General features: G+C 65.0%; 19 protein-coding genes. 15 read left to right on the top strand and 4 right to left on the bottom strand.

Translation table 11 applies throughout. The annotated features are described in order from the left end of the window. Both ABC969_RS01185 and ABC969_RS01180 read left to right on the top strand, forming a co-directional pair. Complete coding sequence (locus tag ABC969_RS01185; protein ID WP_345862406.1) at positions 1-480, top strand: GAF domain-containing protein; 480 nt, start codon at positions 1-3, stop codon at positions 478-480. Between the two features lie 97 nt (positions 481-577). Continuing rightward, positions 578-1,876 (top strand): cation:proton antiporter, encoded by a 1,299-nt coding sequence (locus ABC969_RS01180; protein ID WP_345862405.1) that lies wholly within the window; start codon positions 578-580, stop codon positions 1,874-1,876. Positions 1,877-2,029: 153 nt separating this feature from the next. On the opposite strand, the gene ABC969_RS01175 is transcribed toward ABC969_RS01180, so the two are convergent. Both ABC969_RS01175 and ABC969_RS01170 read right to left on the bottom strand, forming a co-directional pair. After that, positions 2,030-3,334 (bottom strand): M20/M25/M40 family metallo-hydrolase, encoded by a 1,305-nt coding sequence (locus ABC969_RS01175; RefSeq protein WP_345862404.1) that lies wholly within the window; start codon positions 3,332-3,334, stop codon positions 2,030-2,032. Next, positions 3,334-3,789, bottom strand: coding sequence for a universal stress protein (locus tag ABC969_RS01170; RefSeq protein WP_345862403.1), 456 nt, complete (start codon positions 3,787-3,789; stop codon positions 3,334-3,336). Before ABC969_RS01170 ends, ABC969_RS01175 begins: the two co-directional genes overlap by 1 nt. 142 nt (positions 3,790-3,931) lie before the next feature. Between ABC969_RS01170 and ABC969_RS01165 the strand changes: the two genes are divergently transcribed. The 6 genes from ABC969_RS01165 (at position 3,932) to ABC969_RS01140 (ending at position 9,025) form a co-directional block, all read left to right on the top strand. Further along, positions 3,932-5,221: a pyruvate dehydrogenase complex dihydrolipoamide acetyltransferase gene (locus ABC969_RS01165; protein WP_345862402.1), complete on the top strand. Its 1,290-nt coding sequence runs from the start codon at positions 3,932-3,934 to the stop codon at positions 5,219-5,221. Between the two features lies 1 nt (position 5,222). After that, positions 5,223-5,450: a hypothetical protein gene (locus ABC969_RS01160; RefSeq protein WP_345862401.1), complete on the top strand. Its 228-nt coding sequence runs from the start codon at positions 5,223-5,225 to the stop codon at positions 5,448-5,450. Beyond that, on the top strand, positions 5,443-5,823 hold the full coding sequence (locus ABC969_RS01155) for an acyl-CoA thioesterase (RefSeq protein ID WP_345862400.1): 381 nt from the start codon (positions 5,443-5,445) through the stop codon (positions 5,821-5,823). Before ABC969_RS01160 ends, ABC969_RS01155 begins: the two co-directional genes overlap by 8 nt. Continuing rightward, positions 5,823-6,236 carry a hypothetical protein gene (locus tag ABC969_RS01150; protein ID WP_345862399.1) on the top strand — a complete coding sequence of 138 codons (414 nt, stop codon included), beginning with the start codon at positions 5,823-5,825 and terminating at the stop codon, positions 6,234-6,236. The genes ABC969_RS01155 and ABC969_RS01150 overlap by 1 nt, the downstream gene beginning before the upstream one ends. Beyond that, positions 6,233-7,633 carry a dihydrolipoyl dehydrogenase gene (gene lpdA / locus ABC969_RS01145; RefSeq protein ID WP_345862398.1) on the top strand — a complete coding sequence of 467 codons (1,401 nt, stop codon included), beginning with the start codon at positions 6,233-6,235 and terminating at the stop codon, positions 7,631-7,633. The genes ABC969_RS01150 and lpdA overlap by 4 nt, the downstream gene beginning before the upstream one ends. 129 nt (positions 7,634-7,762) lie before the next feature. Continuing rightward, entirely contained in the window at positions 7,763-9,025 is a 1,263-nt protein-coding gene (locus tag ABC969_RS01140) for a Xaa-Pro dipeptidase (RefSeq protein WP_345862397.1), read from the top strand. Between the two features lie 96 nt (positions 9,026-9,121). On the opposite strand, the gene dapA is transcribed toward ABC969_RS01140, so the two are convergent. Continuing rightward, positions 9,122-10,006 carry a 4-hydroxy-tetrahydrodipicolinate synthase gene (gene dapA, locus ABC969_RS01135; protein WP_345862396.1) on the bottom strand — a complete coding sequence of 295 codons (885 nt, stop codon included), beginning with the start codon at positions 10,004-10,006 and terminating at the stop codon, positions 9,122-9,124. A 92-nt stretch (positions 10,007-10,098) separates the two neighbouring features. Here dapA and ABC969_RS01130 point away from each other — a divergent pair, with 92 nt between their 5' ends. Next, entirely contained in the window at positions 10,099-12,093 is a 1,995-nt protein-coding gene (locus ABC969_RS01130; protein ID WP_345862395.1) for a lytic transglycosylase domain-containing protein, read from the top strand. Between the two features lie 32 nt (positions 12,094-12,125). On the opposite strand, the gene ABC969_RS01125 is transcribed toward ABC969_RS01130, so the two are convergent. After that, a complete protein-coding gene (locus ABC969_RS01125) occupies positions 12,126-12,566 on the bottom strand; it encodes a hypothetical protein (RefSeq protein ID WP_345862394.1) in 441 nt (146 codons plus the stop codon). Between the two features lie 182 nt (positions 12,567-12,748). Here ABC969_RS01125 and smpB point away from each other — a divergent pair, with 182 nt between their 5' ends. From smpB to ABC969_RS01095, 6 genes are all read left to right on the top strand, one after another. Beyond that, positions 12,749-13,231: an SsrA-binding protein SmpB gene (gene smpB, locus ABC969_RS01120; protein ID WP_332703670.1), complete on the top strand. Its 483-nt coding sequence runs from the start codon at positions 12,749-12,751 to the stop codon at positions 13,229-13,231. Next, positions 13,218-13,811 (top strand): DUF2062 domain-containing protein, encoded by a 594-nt coding sequence (locus ABC969_RS01115; RefSeq protein ID WP_345862393.1) that lies wholly within the window; start codon positions 13,218-13,220, stop codon positions 13,809-13,811. Before smpB ends, ABC969_RS01115 begins: the two co-directional genes overlap by 14 nt. 83 nt (positions 13,812-13,894) lie before the next feature. Beyond that, on the top strand, positions 13,895-15,949 hold the full coding sequence (locus ABC969_RS01110; RefSeq protein ID WP_345862392.1) for a M13 family metallopeptidase: 2,055 nt from the start codon (positions 13,895-13,897) through the stop codon (positions 15,947-15,949). A 264-nt stretch (positions 15,950-16,213) separates the two neighbouring features. After that, positions 16,214-18,622: a hybrid sensor histidine kinase/response regulator gene (locus tag ABC969_RS01105; RefSeq protein ID WP_345862391.1), complete on the top strand. Its 2,409-nt coding sequence runs from the start codon at positions 16,214-16,216 to the stop codon at positions 18,620-18,622. Between the two features lie 91 nt (positions 18,623-18,713). Beyond that, positions 18,714-19,067 carry a response regulator gene (locus ABC969_RS01100; protein ID WP_345862390.1) on the top strand — a complete coding sequence of 118 codons (354 nt, stop codon included), beginning with the start codon at positions 18,714-18,716 and terminating at the stop codon, positions 19,065-19,067. A 174-nt stretch (positions 19,068-19,241) separates the two neighbouring features. Continuing rightward, on the top strand, positions 19,242-19,622 hold the full coding sequence (locus ABC969_RS01095) for a hypothetical protein (RefSeq protein WP_345862389.1): 381 nt from the start codon (positions 19,242-19,244) through the stop codon (positions 19,620-19,622). The last annotated feature ends 155 nt before the right edge of the window (positions 19,623-19,777 follow it).

Genomic DNA, 19,777 nt, shown 5'->3' with positions numbered 1-19,777 from the left:
ATGTACCAGTTCGACATCGCCGCCGGCAGCAAGGCCGAGCTTTACCGCGACCTCACCGCCGCGCTCGACGCGCTGACGGCCGATGAGCCCGATGCGATCGCCAACATGGCCAATGCCGCGGCGTTGGTATGGGAATATCTGCCCGATCTCAATTGGGCCGGCTTTTACCGCGCGGTGGCGGGCGAATTGGTGCTGGGGCCGTTCCAGGGCAAGGCGGCGTGCATCCGCATCGCCATGGGCAAGGGTGTATGCGGTGCGGCGGCTCAAACGCGCACGACGCAATTGGTCGAGGATGTGCACGCTTTCCCCGGCCATATCGCCTGCGACGCGGCCAGCCGTTCCGAACTGGTCGTGCCGATCGTGGTGGACGGGCGGCTGATCGGCGTGCTCGATCTCGATAGCCCGCAGCCGGCACGGTTCGATGCCGAGGATGCGGCCGGCTGCGAGGCGCTTATGGCGCTGCTGGGGCCGCGCCTCTGATCGGGGAATTGGCCCGGCGCTGCGTGCGCTGGCGCCGCCTTCTGTAAGTTAATTTTGCGCGAAATGAACGTCCGCGCCGGCCAGGGGTTCGGGGGGCATGTTTGAAACCTTCTCCTGGCCACCCGAGCCCTATATCCTGGCGCTCACCGCGGCCGGTCTGCTTATTGCGCTGGTCGCGTGGTTGCCGCTCGCGCTGAAGAAGCTGCCCTTGTCGCTGCCGATCGTATGCATCGCGATCGGCGCGGCCTTATTCTATGCGCTGCCCCTGCCGATCGTGCCGCTGCCCGATCGGCATCCCGTGTTCGTCGAGCATTTCACCGAATTCGTGGTCATAGTCGCGCTGATGGGGGCGGGGCTGAAGATCGATCGCGTGTTCGGCTGGCGACGCTGGGGCACGACCTGGCGGTTGCTCGGCCCGACCATGTTGCTGACGATCGGCGCGATCACGCTGCTCGGCGTCTATGCGCTTGGCCTCTCGCTCCCCGTGGCGATCCTGCTTGGCGCGGCGCTCGCGCCGACCGATCCGGTGCTTGCGGCGGATGTCCAGGTCGGGCCGCCCAAGACCGGCGAGGAGGACGAGGTGCGCTTCGGGTTGACCTCCGAAGCCGGGCTCAACGACGGCCTGGCCTTTCCTTTCGTGCATCTCGCACTGGCGCTCGCTGCTACCGCGGCGACGGGCGAGGCATGGGCGACCAAATGGGCGCTGCACAGCGTGATATGGGAAATCGCCGTGGCGATCGTGATCGGCTGGGGCATCGGCCGGTTGTTCGGCTGGATCACCTTCCATATCCCGGCGGAGAGCAAGCTGGCGCAAACCGGCGACGGCGTGATCGCCATCGCCGCGACGTTCATCGCCTATGGCGTGTGCGAGATCGCGCAGTGCTACGGCTTCCTCGGCGTGTTCGTGGCGGCGCTGTCGCTGCGGCACTCGCATCGCAGCCATGATTTCCAGCGCGACATGCACGATTTCACCGAGCAGATCGAACGCCTGGCGATGATGGCCGGGCTGTTGCTGTTCGGCGGCGCGCTGGTCAGCGGGCTGCTCGCGCCGCTCGGCTGGATCGAGATCGTGGTGGCGCTGGCGATCCTGCTCGTGGTGCGGCCGGTCGCCGGGATGCTCGGCTTCCTCGGGTCGTCGGCGGAACGCAGTGAAAAGCTCACCCTGGCCTTTTTCGGCATTCGCGGGATGGGGTCGTTTTATTACCTGGCTTATGGTCTGAACCATATGGAGGTCGCTTATGTCGATCGGCTGTGGGCGATCATGGGCCTGGTCGTCTTGCTGTCGATCCTGATGCACGGGCTGACTGTTACGCCGGCAATGCGGCAATTGGATCGGCTGCACGGGCGCGATCCCGACGGGGACGAGGGGGAAATGGAGCCGGCGGCCAGCCGCTGATCGGGGCGCCGCGTGGCGACCCTCACCACGGTTTGCGTCATCCCAGCGAAAGCTGGGATCTCAAGCGGCAAGCGCGCGCCAGAGCCGCTTGAGACCCCAGCTTTCGCCGGGTGACGGCAATGTACGAGAGGCGCCGCTAACGCCGCCGGTCGCTCACCGCCGCGCGCGCTCCCCAAACGTCACCACGCTCTCCGCGCCATCCGCCGCGACTGCCGACACGCCGATCAGATGATCGTCGACCGGCACGTTGCTGAGCAGCGCCTGTACGTCGCGCACGTCGCGGCTGCCGGTCCAGTCCTGCGCGTCGGTGCGGCGCCAGCGGATGCGGTAGCTGGTGGCGCCGGGGATGGCGGCCCATCTCACCGTCGTGTCGCGCGAGAGATCCCCCGCGATCGTCACCTTGTCGGGGGCGGCGGGCGCCGCGGCGAGCCGGGCGATCGCGGCGACATTGATCGCCGTGACCTTGGCCAGATAGGCAAAGTCCATCTGATCGACCGTGTCGCCATATACCACGCCCTTGTCGGTCCGCAGATCCTGGTGCTGCGCATCCCAATTCTCCACCGAGGACGAAAAGCGCACGGCGGGGAAGCCCAGCTTCAGGAAGGGTTCGTGATCGCCGCCGCGGCCGAAGCGATCGGGGCGGCGATCGAGGAACACGTCCACGCCACCGGGGATCGTGGCGGCGATGCCGTCGATCGCCTTGCCCAGCGCGCGCGACGGGCCATCATCCTCGCCGCCATTGCCGCGCCGCGCGATCTGCGCCGGCAGATCCTCGGACGCGCGGATGCCTTCGGAAAACACGCGCACCTTGGCGCTGTCGCGCACGCCGCCCTGGCCCAGGCTGTTGCCGACGATGTCGTTGTTGAGCATCGCGCTGACCGTCCAGCCTTTCTCGCGCGCCGTTTCCGCCAGCAATTGCGCGCCGAGCAGCCCCTGCTCCTCGCCCGAGAACAGGACATAGACGATCGTCGCGCGATATTTGTTCTTGGACAGCAATCGCGCTGCCTCGAGCACCAAAGCCGATCCAGACGCATTGTCGTTGGCGCCCGGCGCGTCACTCTTGGCGTCCATCACATCGGTCACGCGGCTATCGATATGCGCGCCGACGATCACCACGCGCTTGGGGTCGCTGCCCTGCTGGAAGCCGAGCACGTCGACGATGTTCGCGCCATCGGGGGTGCGCGGCGAGACCATCGTGCGCGCGATGTTCGAGACCACGATGCAGCCGCCGCATTTGTCCGAAATGCGCGTCAGTTCGCCCCCAGCCCAGGTCCGCGCCGCGCCGATCCCGCGCACCGGATCGGTCGCCGAGGACAACGTATGGCGCGTGCCGAACGAGACTAGCTTCTCGACATCCGCCTTGAGCCGGGCGGGGTCGGGGCGATCCTGCGCTGCGGCAGCGGCAGCGGCGGGAGCGGGGGTAGCGAGAACGAGCGCGATAAGCGGAAGATAATTCATTAGCTGAGCCTGTCGATGGCGTCGCGGTCGAGCGAGCCGGGGATGATCATGAGCGGGACGGGGAGCGCGCCGGCATCGGTGCCAACGAAATGCGCGACCAACGGGCCGGGCGCGCCGACCGCGGCGGCGCCCAGCACCAGGGCGGCGATATCGGGATTGTCGGCGATCATCTCGCGGATGATCTTGGGGCCGTCGCCTTGCTTGAGCGTGATCGACGGGCGCAGCCCCGATTCCTCGATCAATGTGCCCGCCGCGCCGGTCACCAGCGCCTCGGCATGAACCCGCGCTTCCTCCTCGATGGTGGCCTGCACGCCGCCCCATGGGCCGAATTCTGCCGGCGGCAGCAGGGCGAGAATCTCGACTCCGCCACCGGTCTTGACCGCGCGGCGCGCGGCGAAGCGCAGCGCGATGCCCGCCTCGGGCGTTTCGTCGACGACGACGAGATAGATACGCATGTACGGCTCCCCTGTTGGCGCCATACGTGCCGATATGCGGTTGTCCGCGCAAGGGGCGGTCTTGACCGGACGGGACGCGGAGGCGAAGGATCGCGCGCATTCACGGAATCGCGTCCTCCCCAGGAACGAGTTAAGGAATCTCATGCCGATCGAAATCAAGATGCCCGCTCTGTCGCCCACGATGGAAGAAGGCACGCTGGCCAAATGGCTCGTCAAGGAAGGCGACGCCGTCAAGTCTGGCGACCTCATGGCCGAAATCGAAACCGACAAGGCGACGATGGAATTCGAGGCGGTCGATGAAGGCGTGATTGGCAAGATCCTGATCGCCGAGGGGACCGACAACGTGAAGGTCGGCACCGTCATCGCGACCTTGCTCGCGGATGGTGAAAGCGCGGATGCGGCACCGGCGGCACCGCCAGCGACAGCGCCCGCCGCGGCCGCGCCGAAGCAGGAACCGCAGGCCGCGGCACCGGCCAAAGCAGCTGAACCCGTCGCGGCACAGGCTGCCGCACCGGCGGCGTCTGGCGAGCGCTTGAAAGCCAGCCCGCTGGCGCGGCGGCTCGCGGCGGAGAAGGGCATCGAACTGTCGGCATTGACCGGTACCGGCCCCAACGGGCGCATCGTGAAAGCCGATCTGGATAGCGCCAAGCCGGGCGCTGCGCCGGCCGCTCAAGCCACCCAGGCCGCTCCGCAGGCCGCCGCTGCCCCGGTCGCCGCGGCGAAGCCCGCCGCCATCCCGGATATCCCGCATGAGGCGAGCAAGCTCAGCAACGTGCGCAAGACGATCGCGCGCCGTCTGACCGAATCCAAGCAGCAGGTGCCGCACATCTATCTGACGGTCGATATCCGGCTCGATCCGCTGCTCAAGCTGCGCGCCGAGCTCAACCACAGCCTCGAGACACGCGGCGTGAAGCTGTCGGTCAACGATCTGCTGATCAAGGCGCTTGCGGTCAGCCTGATCCAGGTGCCGACATGCAACGTGATGTTCACCCCCGATCAGCTCATCACGTTCAGCCGCGCCGATATCTCGGTCGCGGTCAGCGCGCCCTCCGGGCTGATCACGCCGGTGATCACGTCCGCCGACACGAAGTCTTTGTCCGCCATCTCGACCGAGATGAAGGACTTGGCCGGCCGTGCGCGCGAGCAGAAACTGAAGCCCGAGGAATATACCGGCGGCACCGCCAGCATCAGCAACATGGGCATGTTCGGGATCAAGAATTTTGATGCCGTGATCAATCCGCCGCAGGGCATGATCATGGCGATCGGCGCGGGCGAGAAGCGTCCGTACATCATCGATGATGCGCTGGGCGTCGCTACGGTAATGTCCGCGACGGGCAGCTTCGATCATCGCGCGATCGATGGCGCGGATGGCGCGGCGCTGATGCAGGCGTTCAAACAACTGATCGAACATCCGCTCGGCATGTTGGCCTGACATGCCCGTCCGCACGCTCGTCGAGCTGCTGCACCTCGTAGGCGGCCTGCTGGCGACGTGGTTGCTGGCCTGGCTGGCGGCGTGGTCGGTGCCCAATGCCCGCGGCTCGATCGTGCTGGTCGCGTGGATCGTCGCGGGCGTCGTGGTGCTGATGGGCGTGCGGCCCTTGCGGCGCGCCTGGGCAACCGATCATGCGCCGGTCAGCAACGATAGCGGTAGCCGTGGCTGACGCGCCACCCGATGCAGCCCCCGCGATCCGCGCCACGGCGATGGCGGCAGATGCCAATCCGTATGGCAAGATATTCGTCGGTTGGCTGATGGGGCAGATGGCGCTGGCCGCGGGGTCGGTGGCGTCGCGGCGGTCGGGTGCGCGCTGCCCGGTGGTGGCGGCGGACGGGTTCAGCTTCACAGCGCCGGTCAATATCGGTGACGAAGTGTCGTTTCATGCCGAGATCGTCGGCACCGGGCGCAGTTCGATGACGGTGGCGGTGCAGGTGTGGCGGCGCGACCGGCATGGCGAGGCAAGCGCGCCGGTCGCGGCGGGCACGTTCACGCTGGTGGCGATGGGCGAGGACGATCGTCCGCGCGCGGTGATCGGTTGATGTTCCGCCTCGCCTACGTCATCGCCCTTCCGTTGCTGCTGGGGCTCGCCGGCGGGCCGTTGCTGTTGGTGTGGCAAGCGACACCCGCCGATGCCGGCAGCTATGCGATGGCCGCGGTGATGGGGGGTGCGCTGGGTCTGCTCGTCGTCGTCGCCAATGTGCTGGGCGCGCTGATCGTCAACAAGATCGGCTTGCGCTCCTGGGCGATCAACAGCGCGCTGTTCGCCGGCATCGCGCTGGCCTGTTTCGGCTTCCTGATCGACTGGCTCGACACCATGTTGCGCGTGATCGGCGGGATTACCGCGCTGGGCGCTCGCATGCTCCCCTGGTCGCTCTTCCTTCTCAATCTTCTCCTTTGCTGCGTCGTGCATCGCGGCGCCTTCCTCCCCAAGAAAGTCAGGACTGTCTCGTGAGCGAATCCTATGATCTCATCGTGCTGGGCTCGGGCCCCGGCGGCTATGTCGCGGCGATCCGCGCCAGCCAGCTCGGGCTGAAGGTCGCCATTGTCGAGCGCGAATTGCTCGGCGGCATCTGCCTCAACTGGGGCTGCATCCCGACCAAGGCGCTGCTGCGCTCGGCCGAAATCTTTCATTACATGCAGCATGCCAAGGATTACGGGCTGGTTGCCGAGGGCATCAGCGCCGATCTCGATGCGGTGGTCAAACGCTCGCGCGGCGTCGCCAAGCAGCTCAATCAGGGCGTCACGCATCTGATGAAGAAGAACAAGATCGCCGTGCACATGGGCACCGGCACGTTGACGGGCGCGGGCAAGCTCACCGTCACCGCTGCCGACGGCAAGACTACCGAACTCGCCGCCAAGAACATCATCGTCGCCACCGGCGCCCGCGCGCGCGACCTGCCGGGTCTGCCGGCCGACGGCAAGCGCGTGTGGACCTATCGTCACGCGATGACCCCGGCGGAAATGCCGCGCCGGCTGCTGGTCATCGGATCGGGCGCGATCGGCATCGAATTCGCCAGCTTCTACAACGACATGGGATCGGAAGTGACGGTTGTCGAGATGCTCGACCGGATCGTGCCGGTCGAGGATGTCGATGTCTCCACCTTCCTCGAAAAGGCGCTCAAGAAGCAGGGCATGAACATCCTGACCTCGGCCAAGATCGACAGGATCGCGGCGAGCGACACGGGCGTCACCGCGACGATCACCACCAAGGACGGCACAGCGACGACGTCCGAGTTCAGCCATGTCATCGTTGCCATCGGCATCGTCCCCAACACCGCCGATATCGGGCTCAAGGAACTGGGCGTCGAGATGGACGAGCGCGGCTTCCTCAAAACCGGGCCGGACTGCAAAACCAATATCGACGGCCTCTACGCGATCGGCGACATTACCGCGCCGCCCTGGCTCGCGCACAAGGCCAGTCACGAAGGCGTCATCGCGGTTGAGGAGATCGCGGGCAACCATCCGCACGCGATGGACCCGAAGAACATCCCCGGCTGCACCTATTGCCACCCGCAGATCGCCAGCGTCGGCCTCACCGAAGCCAAGGCCAAGGAAGCCGGCTACGACCTCAAGGTCGGCACGTTCCCGTTCATCGGCAACGGCAAGGCGATCGCGCTCGGCGAAGCGGAAGGCTTCGTGAAAACGGTTTTCGACGCCAAGACCGGCGAACTGCTCGGCGCGCACATGATCGGCGCGGAAGTCACCGAGCTGATCCAGGGCTATACGATCGGCAAGACGCTGGAGACGACCGAAGCGGAGTTGATCGAAACCGTCTTCCCGCATCCCACGCTGAGCGAAATGATGCACGAGAGCGTGCTCGCGGCGTACGGCAAGGCGCTGCATATTTGAGCAAAGTCGTCACCCCGGACTTGTTCCGGGGTCCACGGTGCCGCACACGCGCCGAACGCCGATCATGCGGGCCGGTGGACCCCGGAACAAGTCCGGGGTGACGGCGGGTAGGTCAACACGGGGAAATACATGCTGAAATATCTGGGCGCTGCACTCTTGGCGCTGGCCGCTACGCCAGCCTCCGCCGAAACCGTCATTGTCACCGCCGATCGCATGGTCGATGTGCTGGGCGGCAAGGTGATCGAGCATCCTGCGGTTACCATCGTCGACGGGCGGATCACCGGTATCGCCGATGCGCGCACGATCAAGTTCGGCGGCGACGTCAAGCATATCGATCTTGGCGGCAAAACGATCCTGCCCGGGCTGATCGACATGCACGTGCATCTCACCTCGCTGGCCGAAGTGGGCGGCTATCGGGGCTTGCAATATACCGACAGCTTCTGGAGCGCGGTCGGCGTCGCCAATGCCCGGAAGACGCTGGAGGCGGGGTTCACCTCGGTGCGTAACGTCGGGTCGGCGGATTTCCAGGATGTGGGCCTGCGTGAAGCCATCGATGGTGGCTGGGCGGTCGGCCCGCGCATCACCACCGCCGGCTACGCCATCGGCGCGACCGGCGGGCATTGCGATGACAACAGCCTGCCGCCGAGCATGGACAAGCAATCGCCGTCCGTGGTCAATTCGCCCGAGGAAGCGCGCGCGAAGATCCGCTGGCTGCACAAATATGGCGCGCAGGTGATCAAGATCTGCGCGACGGGCGGGGTGTTTTCGCTCGGCGACAGCGTCGGCGGACAGCAACTGAGCCTCGAGGAAATGAAGGCCATCGCCGACGAGGCGCATATGCTGCACCTCAAGGTCGCGGCGCACGCGCATGGCGATGAAGGCATCCGCGCCGCGATCCTCGCCGGGATCGACACGATCGAGCATTGCAGCCTGGCGTCGGACGAGACGCTCAAGCTTGCCGCGCAAAAGCGTACCTGGTTCGACATGGATATCTATAACGACGATTATATCCTGGCGACGGGCACCGCCAACGGCACCGAACAGGAAAGCCTGGACAAGGAAAAGATCATCGGCCTGAAACAGCGCCAGACGTTCCAGCGTGCGGTCAAGGCGGGCGTGCGGATGATCTTCGGCACGGATGCCGGCGTGTATCCGCACGGCGACAATGGCCGGCAGTTCGCCAAGATGGTCGAATGGGGCATGACCCCGCTGGGCGCGATCCGCGCCGCCACCTCCGATGCCGCCGAAGCGCTCGGCAAAACCGGCGATGTCGGCGCGATCGCGGTCGGGCGCTACGGCGATATCGTCGCGGTGGATGGCGATCCGCTGGCCGATGTGCGCGTGCTGGAAAAGGTCAGCGCGGTGATCAAGGGCGGCGTGCGGGTAAAATAAGGCCAACACCGTCACCCCAGCGAAAGGTGGGGTCTTTGCGGGGCGGGCGCTGCGCCCGCCCCATTAAGATTCCAGCGTGCGCTGGGATGACGGCAGCTACTGGATCAACCCCGCAGTGCGCAGCCCGGCATCCACCGCCGCGCGGCTGGCTTCGCCGGGCGGGGTCATCGGCAGCCGCAACGCCATCGGCCAGGCGGACTTGAGCACGCTCAGCGCATATTTCACCGGGCCAGGCGAAGCATCGGTGAACAATGCGGTATGCAAGCCGAACAGCCGGTCCTGCAGATCGAGCGCCAGCGTATAATCCTCATCCGCGCAGGCCGCCTGGAATTCGGCGCACAGCCGCGGCGCGACATTGGCGGTGACCGAAATACATCCCACACCACCGCTGGCGTTGAACGCCAGCGCCATGTCGTCATTGCCCGACAGCTGGCAGAAATCCGGGCCGCAGGCGATCCGCTGCGCCGAGGCGCGCTGGATGATGCCGGTGGCGTCCTTGATCCCGACCACGCTGGGAAACGCCTTGGCAATCCGCGCGATCGTCTCCACCGCCATGTCGGTCACGGTGCGGCCGGGCACGTTGTACAGCACGATCGGCAGATCGCAGCTATTCGCCACGGCTTCGAAATGGCGGAAGATGCCTTCCTGATTGGGGCGGTTGTAATAAGGCGGCACCATCAGCGCCGCATCCGCGCCGGCATCCTTCGCTGCCTGGATGTTCTGCATGGCGACGCGCGTGTCGTTCGATCCCGCGCCGGCGATCACCGGCACACGGCCCTTGGCCTGCTCCACGCACACGCGCACCGCGGTATAATGTTCGTCGGCCGAGAGCGTCGCCGCCTCGCCGGTGGTGCCGCACGGCACCAGGCCCGACGAGCCTTCGGCGATCTGCCATTCGATAAAGTCGCGATACGCGCTCTCGACGAACGCGCCATCAGGCCCGAACGGCGTGACGAGTGCCGGGATCGATCCGGAAAACATGGGCTTAGCTCCTGGGGGCGCGTCAAAAAAGCGCGCGATTTTTGGTATTTTGTTCACTGACAGATAAGGTCTCGTGGCGTAAGCTGTCCACCATGTTACCAGCGTTATTCAAAATCGCCCTGCTCGCCGCTTCCGCTTCGGGAGTCGCCTTGCCCAGCGCCACGCAGGACCAGCTTGGCTGGGGCCGGGCGCAGCAATTGCTGCAGAACCAGCCGCTGCCGCAGGATAATGCGCTGGCCTCCGCGGTCGGGCAATGGAATGCCTTGCGGCAGACCGATAGCCTGCCGTTCGATTCCTATGCCCGCTTCCTGCTCGCGCATCCCGGTTGGCCCGGCGAGACGGCGATGCGGCGTACGGCCGAGCGCACATTGACCGGTGGCGCTGCTGCCCCAAGCACGGTGATCAGCTTCTTCGCGCGCTTCCCGCCGCTCACCGCCGGCGGCGGCGCGGCCTATGCCCAGGCCTTGTCGGTCACCGGGCAGCGCGATGCGGCGTTCGCGGCGGCGCGCAAGGCGTGGGTCACCGGCGTGCTGTCGGTCAGCGATGAAGCGTTGCTCACCTCCAGCTTTTCCGGCGCGCTGACCCCGGCGGATCACGATGCGCGGATGGATGAACTGCTCTGGCAGGGCGCGACCACATCCGCCGCGCGCCAGCTGGCCTTTACCAGCCCGGCCAATCGCGCGCTGTTCGAGGCGCGGCTCGCTTTCCGCACCAACGCGCCCGATGCGGCGCAACGCGCGGCGCAGACCGAAGGGCAGGGGGCCAGCGACCCCGGCTATATCGCTGATCGCGCGACCTGGCTGCGCAACGCCGGTTCCGCGCCCAGTGCACGCGCCTGGCTGGCCCGCCCGCGCACGCTGGCCAGCCGCCCCGGCGATGTCGAGAAATGGTATGAAGTGCTGCTGACCAACGCGCGCGAAGCGGCCAATGACGGGCAGGGGCAGCTCGCTTTCGCCATCGCCAGCAAGGTTGACGACGCCTATCCGGCGGGCACCGATGTCAGTCGCACGCCGCTTGGCGAGCGTGACGATTATACCAGCCTGGTGTGGCTCGCCGGGCAGACGGCGATGAAGAAGACCTATCGGCCGGCCGACGCGATCGGCATGTACGATCGCTATGCGCGCGGCTCGGCCACGCCGCAGTCGCAATCCAAGGGCTATTATTGGGCTGGTCGCGCGGCCGAGGCCGCTGGGCGACAGGCCGATGCCACCGCGTTCTTCACGCGCGCGGCGGGCTATCGTGATCTGTTCTACGGCCAGTTGGCGATCGAGCGGCTGGGGCGCCCGCTGACGCCGCCAAGCGCGCCGGCGCCGCGCACCGTCGATCCGGCAACGCGCAGCGCCTTTTTCAACCGCGAAACGGTGCGCGTGGCGCAATATCTCGGCCGCGTCGGGCGCTGGGAAGATCAGAGCCTGTTCGTCCGCCAGATCGCCATCGATGCCAAGAGCGATGCCGATCACACACTGGCGACCGAGCTTGCGCGGGTGATGGGGCGGCCTGATCTCGGCGTGATGGTCGGGCGCAGCGCGGCGCAGAATGGGCTTCCCGATTATACCAAGGTAGCGTTTCCCAGCGTTCGGGTGCCCGATTCACATGCTGCCAACTGGACGATGATCCATGCCATCGCGCGGCAGGAGAGCCAGTTCGATCGCGCTGCAATCAGTCATGCCGGTGCGCGCGGGCTGATGCAGTTGATGCCCGGCACGGCGCGCGAGCAGGCGGGCAAGCTCGGCCTGTCCTATAACGCGGCGGCGCTGACGATGGACACGGATTACAATATCCAGCTGGGCTCGAGCTATTTCCAGCGCATCTACGCACAGTTTGGCAGCTATCCGCTGGCGGTGGCGGCGTATAATGCCGGGCCGGGCAATGTGAACAAATGGCTCCGTGCCAATGGCGATCCGCGCTCGGGCACGGTCGACGTGATTGACTGGATCGAAGCCATTCCGCTGCAGGAAACGCGCAATTACGTGCAGCGCGTGCTCGAAAACGCCGTGGTGTATGATTTGATGAATCCGCAGCGGGCACGCTCGGCTGGCGTCAATAACAAGATCAGCTGGTATCTCGGCAAGGGCAAACCGGGCTGATTCAGCAGCCCGGCGCGGTGGCGGCGCTGGCCTTAGCCGCGCGCCGCGGCCAGCTGATCCCGCCGGTATAGCATGCGCAGGCGCGGCCGCAGGACATGCTCGCGTGTCGCCTGCGCGGCCGCCGCGGCCTCCATTGCGGCTTCCACGGCCGCGCGGCCGGCTTCGGTCAGCGCAATCACGTCGTCGCGATCCTCGATCAGCGCGGCTTGCATCATCGCCTTGATGAAGCGGCCCGCGGTCACGGGTCCAACGGTGGTCGTCGTCGCCAGCTCGGCCGCCCCCATCGCTACGCCTTCGACTTCGGTGACGAACAAGCTGAGCAGCATGTCGAGGCTCGGATCGTGGATCAGATCGATGGGCAGATGCTCTTGCAAGGCGCGCCGTGCGGCGAGCATCCTGCGCGCGATATCGGCTGCTGCTGCTGTCGCGTGCGCGCGTCTGAGCGCGCGCCGTTCGGCTAGTTTTTTAAGCATTTACAGGCCCCCAGGGCGTATGACACCGTTGTCTGCAGGCGCCGTAACACAACAATTCAGAAAAAGCCATAATATGTTGCGTTGCAGCATTTTCGTCTCGTCGCGGTGATCGTTGATACCGGCGAAAAGCATAATAGCGGTGCTTTCTTTCCGCCGCCACCACGCCTACATCGCTGGCTCTCATGGCCAGACCAAAACCCGCTGCTTTCGAAAAGACAAAGATCGTCGCCGAGAACCGGCGCGCGAAATTCGATTATTTTATCGAGACGGTATTCGAAGCGGGCATCGCGTTGGTCGGCACCGAGGTGAAGAGCTTGCGCACCGGGCAGGGCTCGATCGTCGAGAGCTATGCCGAGGTGAAGGACGGGCAGGTCCATCTGATCAATTCGAACATTCCCGAATTCAGCCACGGCAATCGCTTCAACCACGAACCCAAACGGCCGCGTAAGCTTTTGCTGCACGAGCGCGAGATCAAGAAGATGTTCGGGGCGGTGATGCGTGACGGCATGACGCTGGTGCCGCTGTCGATCTATTTCAATCCCTCGGGCAGGGCCAAGATCGAACTCGCTTTGGCCAAGGGCAAGAAGGCGCACGACAAGCGCGATACGATCAAGGAACGCGACTGGAAGCGCGAGCAGGGGAGGATCATGCGTGATCGCGGCTGAGCGCCCGCCGGTCACCAAACCCAATCTGGCCAAGCGGCTCGCCGCCTGGTGGCGTCGCTCGATGCCGACGCGCGACAGCCTCGAACATAATCGGTTCCTCAAGCCTGTTGCACACCGCGTGCTGGCGCCCGAATTGTGGCGCTTTACGCGGCGCTCGGTGCCGCGCGGCGTGGCGCTGGGCATGGTCACCGGGATCCTCTTTCCAGTGGCGCAGATCGTGCTGTCGGCGATTCTCGCGCTTCCGTTCCGCGCCAACATCCCGACGGCGGCGGCCACGACCTTGATCACCAATCCGCTGACCACGCCGCCCTTGTGGATCTTGGCCTATTGGCTCGGGCAATCGCTGTTGCGTTTCGATCGGCAGGTGCCCGGCCAGCCGATCGCCGATACCGTCGCGGCCAATAGCGGCTGGCTGCACTGGCTGTGGGCCGGCGCGCTGCCCGCCACGATGCTTGGCCTGCTGGTCATCACCATGGTGTTTTCGGTCGTCGGCTATGCGCTGACCGCGCTCGGCTGGCGCTTGTGGATCGGGCACAAATGGCGCCACCGGCACCGCCAGAGTGATCCGCTCGAGGGCTAAAGCAGTAAATCCTGTTACCAATATTTGACAACGGCTTAGCCGCGGTAGAACAGGTCAGCGTCGCTGTCCCGGAGTCCTCCCGCATGAAACTGTCGTTCGCCCTTCTGCTTTCCGCCACGATGCTCGCCGGTTGCGCGACCACGGGCCAATCGGCTGCCGACACCGGCGCGGCTGCGCCCGTCGCCGCTGTGCCCGCCGCCAAGCCCGCTTACGGCACGTTCGGGTTTGACGATGCCGGCATGGACCGGGGCGTCCAGCCGGGCGACAATTTCTACAATTATGCCAGCGGCACCTGGGCCAGAACCACGCCGATCCCGGCCGACAAATCGAATTACGGCGCGTTCAACATCCTGTCCGACCTGTCCGAAGCGCGCACCCGCGAAATTCTCGACGGCGTCGCCACCGATGCCAATTCCAAGATCGGCGTCGCGTATGCGAGCTATCTCGATCGTGCCGCGATCGACGCCAAGGGCCTCGCCCCGGTCCAGCCGCTGTTGGGCAAGATCAAGACCACGCCGAAAGCCGGCTACTCAGCCCTGATCGGCGAACTTTCCACGATGGGCGTGCGCGGGCCGCTGAATGCCGGTGTCGGGCAGGACGACAAGAACCCCGATGCCTATATCTTCGGCATCTATCAGGGCGGGCTCAATCTGCCCGATCGCGATTATTACCTCAGCAAGGATGCCAAGCTGGCCGAGGCCAGGGCGGCCTATCAGGTGCACGTCGCCAAGCTGCTCACACTCGCCGGCGAGCCCGATGCTGCGGCGCGCGCCAAAGCGATCGTCGATTTCGAGACGGCAATCGCGCAGGTCAGCTGGACCCGTGTCGACAGCCGCGACGCGACCAAGACGTATAACAAGATGACGCTGGCCGAGCTGCAGACGCTGGCCCCGGGCATTGATTTCACCGCCATGCTCAAGGCCGGCGGCGCCAGCAACATCGCGGACGTCGTCGTCGCCCAGCCCAGCGCGGTTGCCGGGATTGCCAAGCTGGTGCGTGCCGCGCCGATCGGGGTGCTGCGCGATCAGCTGATCTACAACACGCTGCGCAGCTTTGCCGACGTATTGCCCAAGCCGCTCGATGACGAGCAGTTCGCGTTTTACGGCACGACGCTCGCCGGCACGCCGCAGCAGGAAGAGCGCTGGAAGCGCGCGGTGCAGTTCACCAGCGGCGCGCTCGATGACGAGGTCAGCAAGCTCTACGTCGCCAAATATTTCCCGCCCGAGACAAAGGCGGCAGCGGATACGTTGGTCAAGAACGTCATCGCCTCGATGAACACGCGCATCGATCAGCTCGAATGGATGGCGCCCGAAACCAAGGTCAAGGCGCACGCCAAGCTCGCCGCGTTCGTGCCCAAGATCGGTTATCCCGATCGCTGGAAGGACTATGCCGGGCTGCAGATCGTCGCCGGCGACGCCTTCGGCAACAACGTCCGCGCCAGTCAGTTCCAGACCGCGTATCAGGTCGCCAAGCTGGGCAAGCCGGTCGAGCGCTGGGAATGGGGCATGACGCCGATGACGGTGAACGCCTATGCCAATTTCGGCATGGTCGAGATCGTCTTCCCCGCCGCCATCCTGCAGCCGCCGTTCTTTGATCCGGCGGCCGATCCGGCGGTCAATTATGGCGGCATCGGTGCGGTAATCGGTCATGAACTGAGCCATCATTTCGATGATCAGGGCGCCAAATATGATGCCACCGGCACGTTGTCCGATTGGTGGACGCCGCAGGACGTGAAGAATTTCACCGCGCTCACCGGTAAGGTCATCGCGCAATATGATGCCTACGAGCCGCTGCCGGGGATGCATGTGAAGGGCGCGCTGACCTTGGGCGAGAATATGGCTGATCTCGCCGGGCTCACAGTGGCGTATGACGCCTATAAGAAGTCGCTCAACGGTCAGGCGGCGCCGGTGATTGATGGCTTCACCGGCGATCAGCGTTTTTATCTCGGCTGGGCGCAGGTGTGGCGCCGCAACTACCGCGAAGCAACGCTGCGCCAGCGTCTGCTGACCGATCCGCACAGCCCCTCCGAACAGCGCACCGCGATCGTGCGCAACATGGAGCCCTGGTATGGCGCATTCCAGCCCAAGCCGGGCGAGAAGCTGTATCTTGCGCCATCGGAACGCCTGAAGGTCTGGTAATTGCTCTACCCGCTCGCGAGCGCCTGATGCCGTGACGGGATAGCTCGCACGAAGCCACGAAGCCACGAAGCCACGAAGCCACGAAGCCACGAAGCCACGAAGCCAATGAGGTCACAAAGAATGGATCTCTTCGTGGCTTCGTGCGAACCATCCTTTCAATGGCGTGCACCGGCAAGAGCTGGTTTCAGCGCCAATCCCTAGCGGCGGGTTAAGCAATCGGCCTAATCGCTTGACCCATACGCCACAGGCTCCAAGAAAGGCCCCATGGCCTCACTCCCCGCTCCCTTGCAACAACGCCATCCGGCGCGCGGCGCGGCGCTGATTGCCATCGGTTGCGGCCTCGTGGCCGCGATCGCCATTCTCGGGCTGATCGGCAATGTCATCGTCGCTGCCGCCTTCGCCGCGGCGGCACTGCTGCTGGCGGGCGGGCTGGTCGCCGCGCATCGCCTGTTCCCGGTCACCGCGGCGAGCGACAGCGAACCTGATTGGGCGCTCGCGCGGGCGCTTGCGTCGCTGAGTGTCGATGCGGTGGCGATCACCGATCGCGCGGGGCGACTGATCTGCGCCAATGATCGTTACGGGGCGTTGTTCGACGGCTTCCCCACGCCGCCCGGGCTGCCGATCGATCCGGCCTGCGTCGAACGTCTCAGCGCCGCAGGCCGGGCCGCCTGGCGCGATGGCCGCGCCGATATCGAGCGCCTGCTGGTCCAGGGCAGATTGTTCGCCGCCGAGATTGAGCGGGCCGGGGCCAGCGATGATGTGCTGATCTGGCGATTCTGCGATGCCGAGGGGATCGACATGGCGGCGAGCGTCGAGGCGCTGATCGCCGGCCCGACCGGCGATCGCTTGGCGGCGGCGGGCATCATGACCGCGTTGATCGACCCGGATGGTCATGTGCGCCAGGCCAATCGCGTGCTGCATGCGCGCGCCATTGGAGACGGCGGCACCATTGCCGGGCGTGATTTCGCGCATTTCCTGGTCACGGATATGCAGGGGCAGGTGCGCTTCGAACGCGAAGGGCTGAGCGGGGTGCCGCTGCGGGTGTTGCAGATCCCGTTCCTCGATGGCGATGACGCGCCGATTCTCATCGTCTTGCTTGATGAAGAAGGTGGCGTGGAGACGCCCGCGATTGCCGCCGGTGCCACCGCCAGCGAGCATATCCGCAGCCTCGTCAGCCTCATGCCCTTCGGTATTGCCCTGGTCGATCGCGATGGTCGCTTCATCCAGATGAATGAGGTCTTTGCCCGCGCCGCGCATGTCGATGCGGATGCACCGCCGCTCTATCCCGGCGATCTGCTCGTGCGCGAGGATAAGGGCGTGGTGGCGGATGCGATCCGCCGCTTCGCCAATGGCGCGACGCATTCCACCGATCTCGCCGTACGGCTGAAGGATCACTCCGACGAGCCGGTCGCGCTGACCATCGCCGGCGCGCGCGGGCTGGGTGAAGCGGCCGTGCTGCTCAGCCTCAAGAACAATGGCGAGGAAACGCGGCTCAAGCGCGAAGTGGCGCAGGCCACCAAGATGCAGGCCGTCGGGCAGTTGGCCGGCGGCGTGGCGCATGATTTCAACAATATCCTGACGGCGATCATCGGGCATTGTGATCTCATGCTGATGCGGCACACGCCGGGCGATGGCGATTATGATGACATTCAGCAGATCCGTGCCAATTCGAACCGCGCCGCCAGCCTGACGCGCCAGTTGCTCGCGTTTTCCCGTCAGCAGACGTTGCGCCCGCAGATATTGCAATTGCCCGATGTGATTTCCGAGGTGTCCAACCTGCTCAAGCGCCTGCTCGGCGAAGCGGTGACGCTGACGGTCAAGCATGGCCGCAATCTGGGGCCGGTGCGCGCCGATCCGGGGCAGCTTGAACAGGTCGTGGTCAATCTCGCGGTCAATGCGCGCGATGCGATGATCGCGCATAATCCCAGCGCCGGTGGTACATTGGCGATCCGGACACGTGCCGTGTCCGCCGAGCAGGTCCGCCAGATGCGCTCCGATATCCTGCCGACCGCGGACTATATCGCGCTCGATATCGCGGATACCGGAACGGGCATCCCGGCCGATGTACTCCCCAAGATTTTCGAGCCGTTCTTCACCACCAAGGAGGTCGGCAAGGGCACGGGGCTGGGCCTGTCCACGGTATACGGCATCGTCAAACAGTCGGGGGGGTACATCTTCGCCGAGAATAACAAGAACGGCCCGGGCACGACCTTCACCATGTATCTGCCCGTCCATACCGCGAGCGCCGCAGAGCCGGCGCCGGTGCTCGCCGCGCCCAAGCAAAAGCCCGCCGATCTGTGGGGCACGGGCACTATTCTGTTGGTCGAGGATGAGGATATGGTCCGCGCCATCGCCGAGCGCGCGCTGACCCGCCAGGGGTATACCGTGCTGACCGCGGAACATGGCGAAGCGGCGCTCGATCTGCTCGCGCATAGCGAGCGCCCCGATCTGTTGATCTCGGATGTGATGATGCCGGTGATGGACGGGCCAACGATGGTGCGGCGCGTGCGCACGCGCTATCCCGATCTGCCGATCTTGTTCATGTCGGGCTATGCCGAGGAAACCGTGCGCAAATCGATCGATCTCGACAATGTTCACTTTCTCGCCAAGCCGTTCTCAGTGCAGCAACTGGCCGAGGCGGCGCGTTTGGTACTCAACGTTAAAACGCCGTAGAGCATTGAGCGTTCTCGTGAATTGTACCGTTTCATAAAGCGCCAGGCGAAATGACTTGGCGCGGGGCCACGCCAATGGCTAAAGACGCTGTATGAATGGCCCACAGCGTATCCTGATTGTCGAAGATGAACCCCTGATTGCGATGATGCTCGAGGACTTTCTCGATATTCAGGGGCGTGCGCTGGCCGGACAGGCGGATACGGTGGCCGATGCTCTGGCGTTGGTTGCGGCGGGCGGCATCGATGCGGCGATCCTCGACGTCAACCTGCGCGATGGCGAACAAAGCTGGCCGATTGCCGATGCGCTGGCGGCGAAGGGTGTGCCATTCGTCTTTGCCACCGGCGGATCGCAGGATGGCGTGATCGAAGCGCACCGCGACCGCCCGACGCTGCCCAAGCCGTTCACCATGGATGGCGTGGAAAAGGCGCTGAACGCGCTGGCATAATTGCCGCATTTGCTGGACCGTTCGCTTCGCTTCCTTGCCGACGTCATCCCGGGCTTGGTCCGGGGATCCCGGCTTACCACCGCCCGCCAGGCAAAATGAGGCGTCTATCCCCTTCGCATACGTGATTGACGTAAGGATCTGAAACAGCATAGCTTACCCTCGATAAGGGGATGTATGGCTAGAGCCGCTGTTGAGCCGTTGGATGGAGTGCCGTTACGGCTGTATTTAGATCATCGGCAGGTTGATTTTCCTGATGCGATAGTCGTTTCTCAAGCAACAATTGCGTTTGCTAATGGCGTAAAGAAGCTTGCCTTCCTACTCGACCCAACGCTGGATTTTAAGATCGCGCTGCGACCGAGCGAACAAGGAAGCTACTGGCAAAACACGTATCTCAGAGCCAAGGAAGAGGACGAGAAGAGAAAGCGGCTTTACCAGCTCGCAGCTGCGTCGATGGTCTGGTTCGTACAGCCTCAGATGGAACGAATAAGAGATGGACAGTGGAAGCCCGACAGCGTTCCACGCAATCGTCGCGGCCGACCAAATTGTAACGGCTAACCGCGAAGCGATCGAGGGGTGCAGCAAGGCCGCAGCCTGAAGGCACGAAACCGTGCGATGCACGATCCGTGTTGCGTCAGAGCAGACCGTCACTCCGTCCGCACGGTGACCAAGTTCAGAACCGGATCGTTCCAACCAGTGACGCCGACGTGCGA

Source organism: Sphingomonas qilianensis (genome assembly GCF_039614825.1).
Lineage (GTDB): Bacteria > Pseudomonadota > Alphaproteobacteria > Sphingomonadales > Sphingomonadaceae > Sphingomonas > Sphingomonas qilianensis.
Note: the sequence above shows the minus strand (reverse complement) of the source record. Positions and strands in the feature narration are given on the sequence as shown.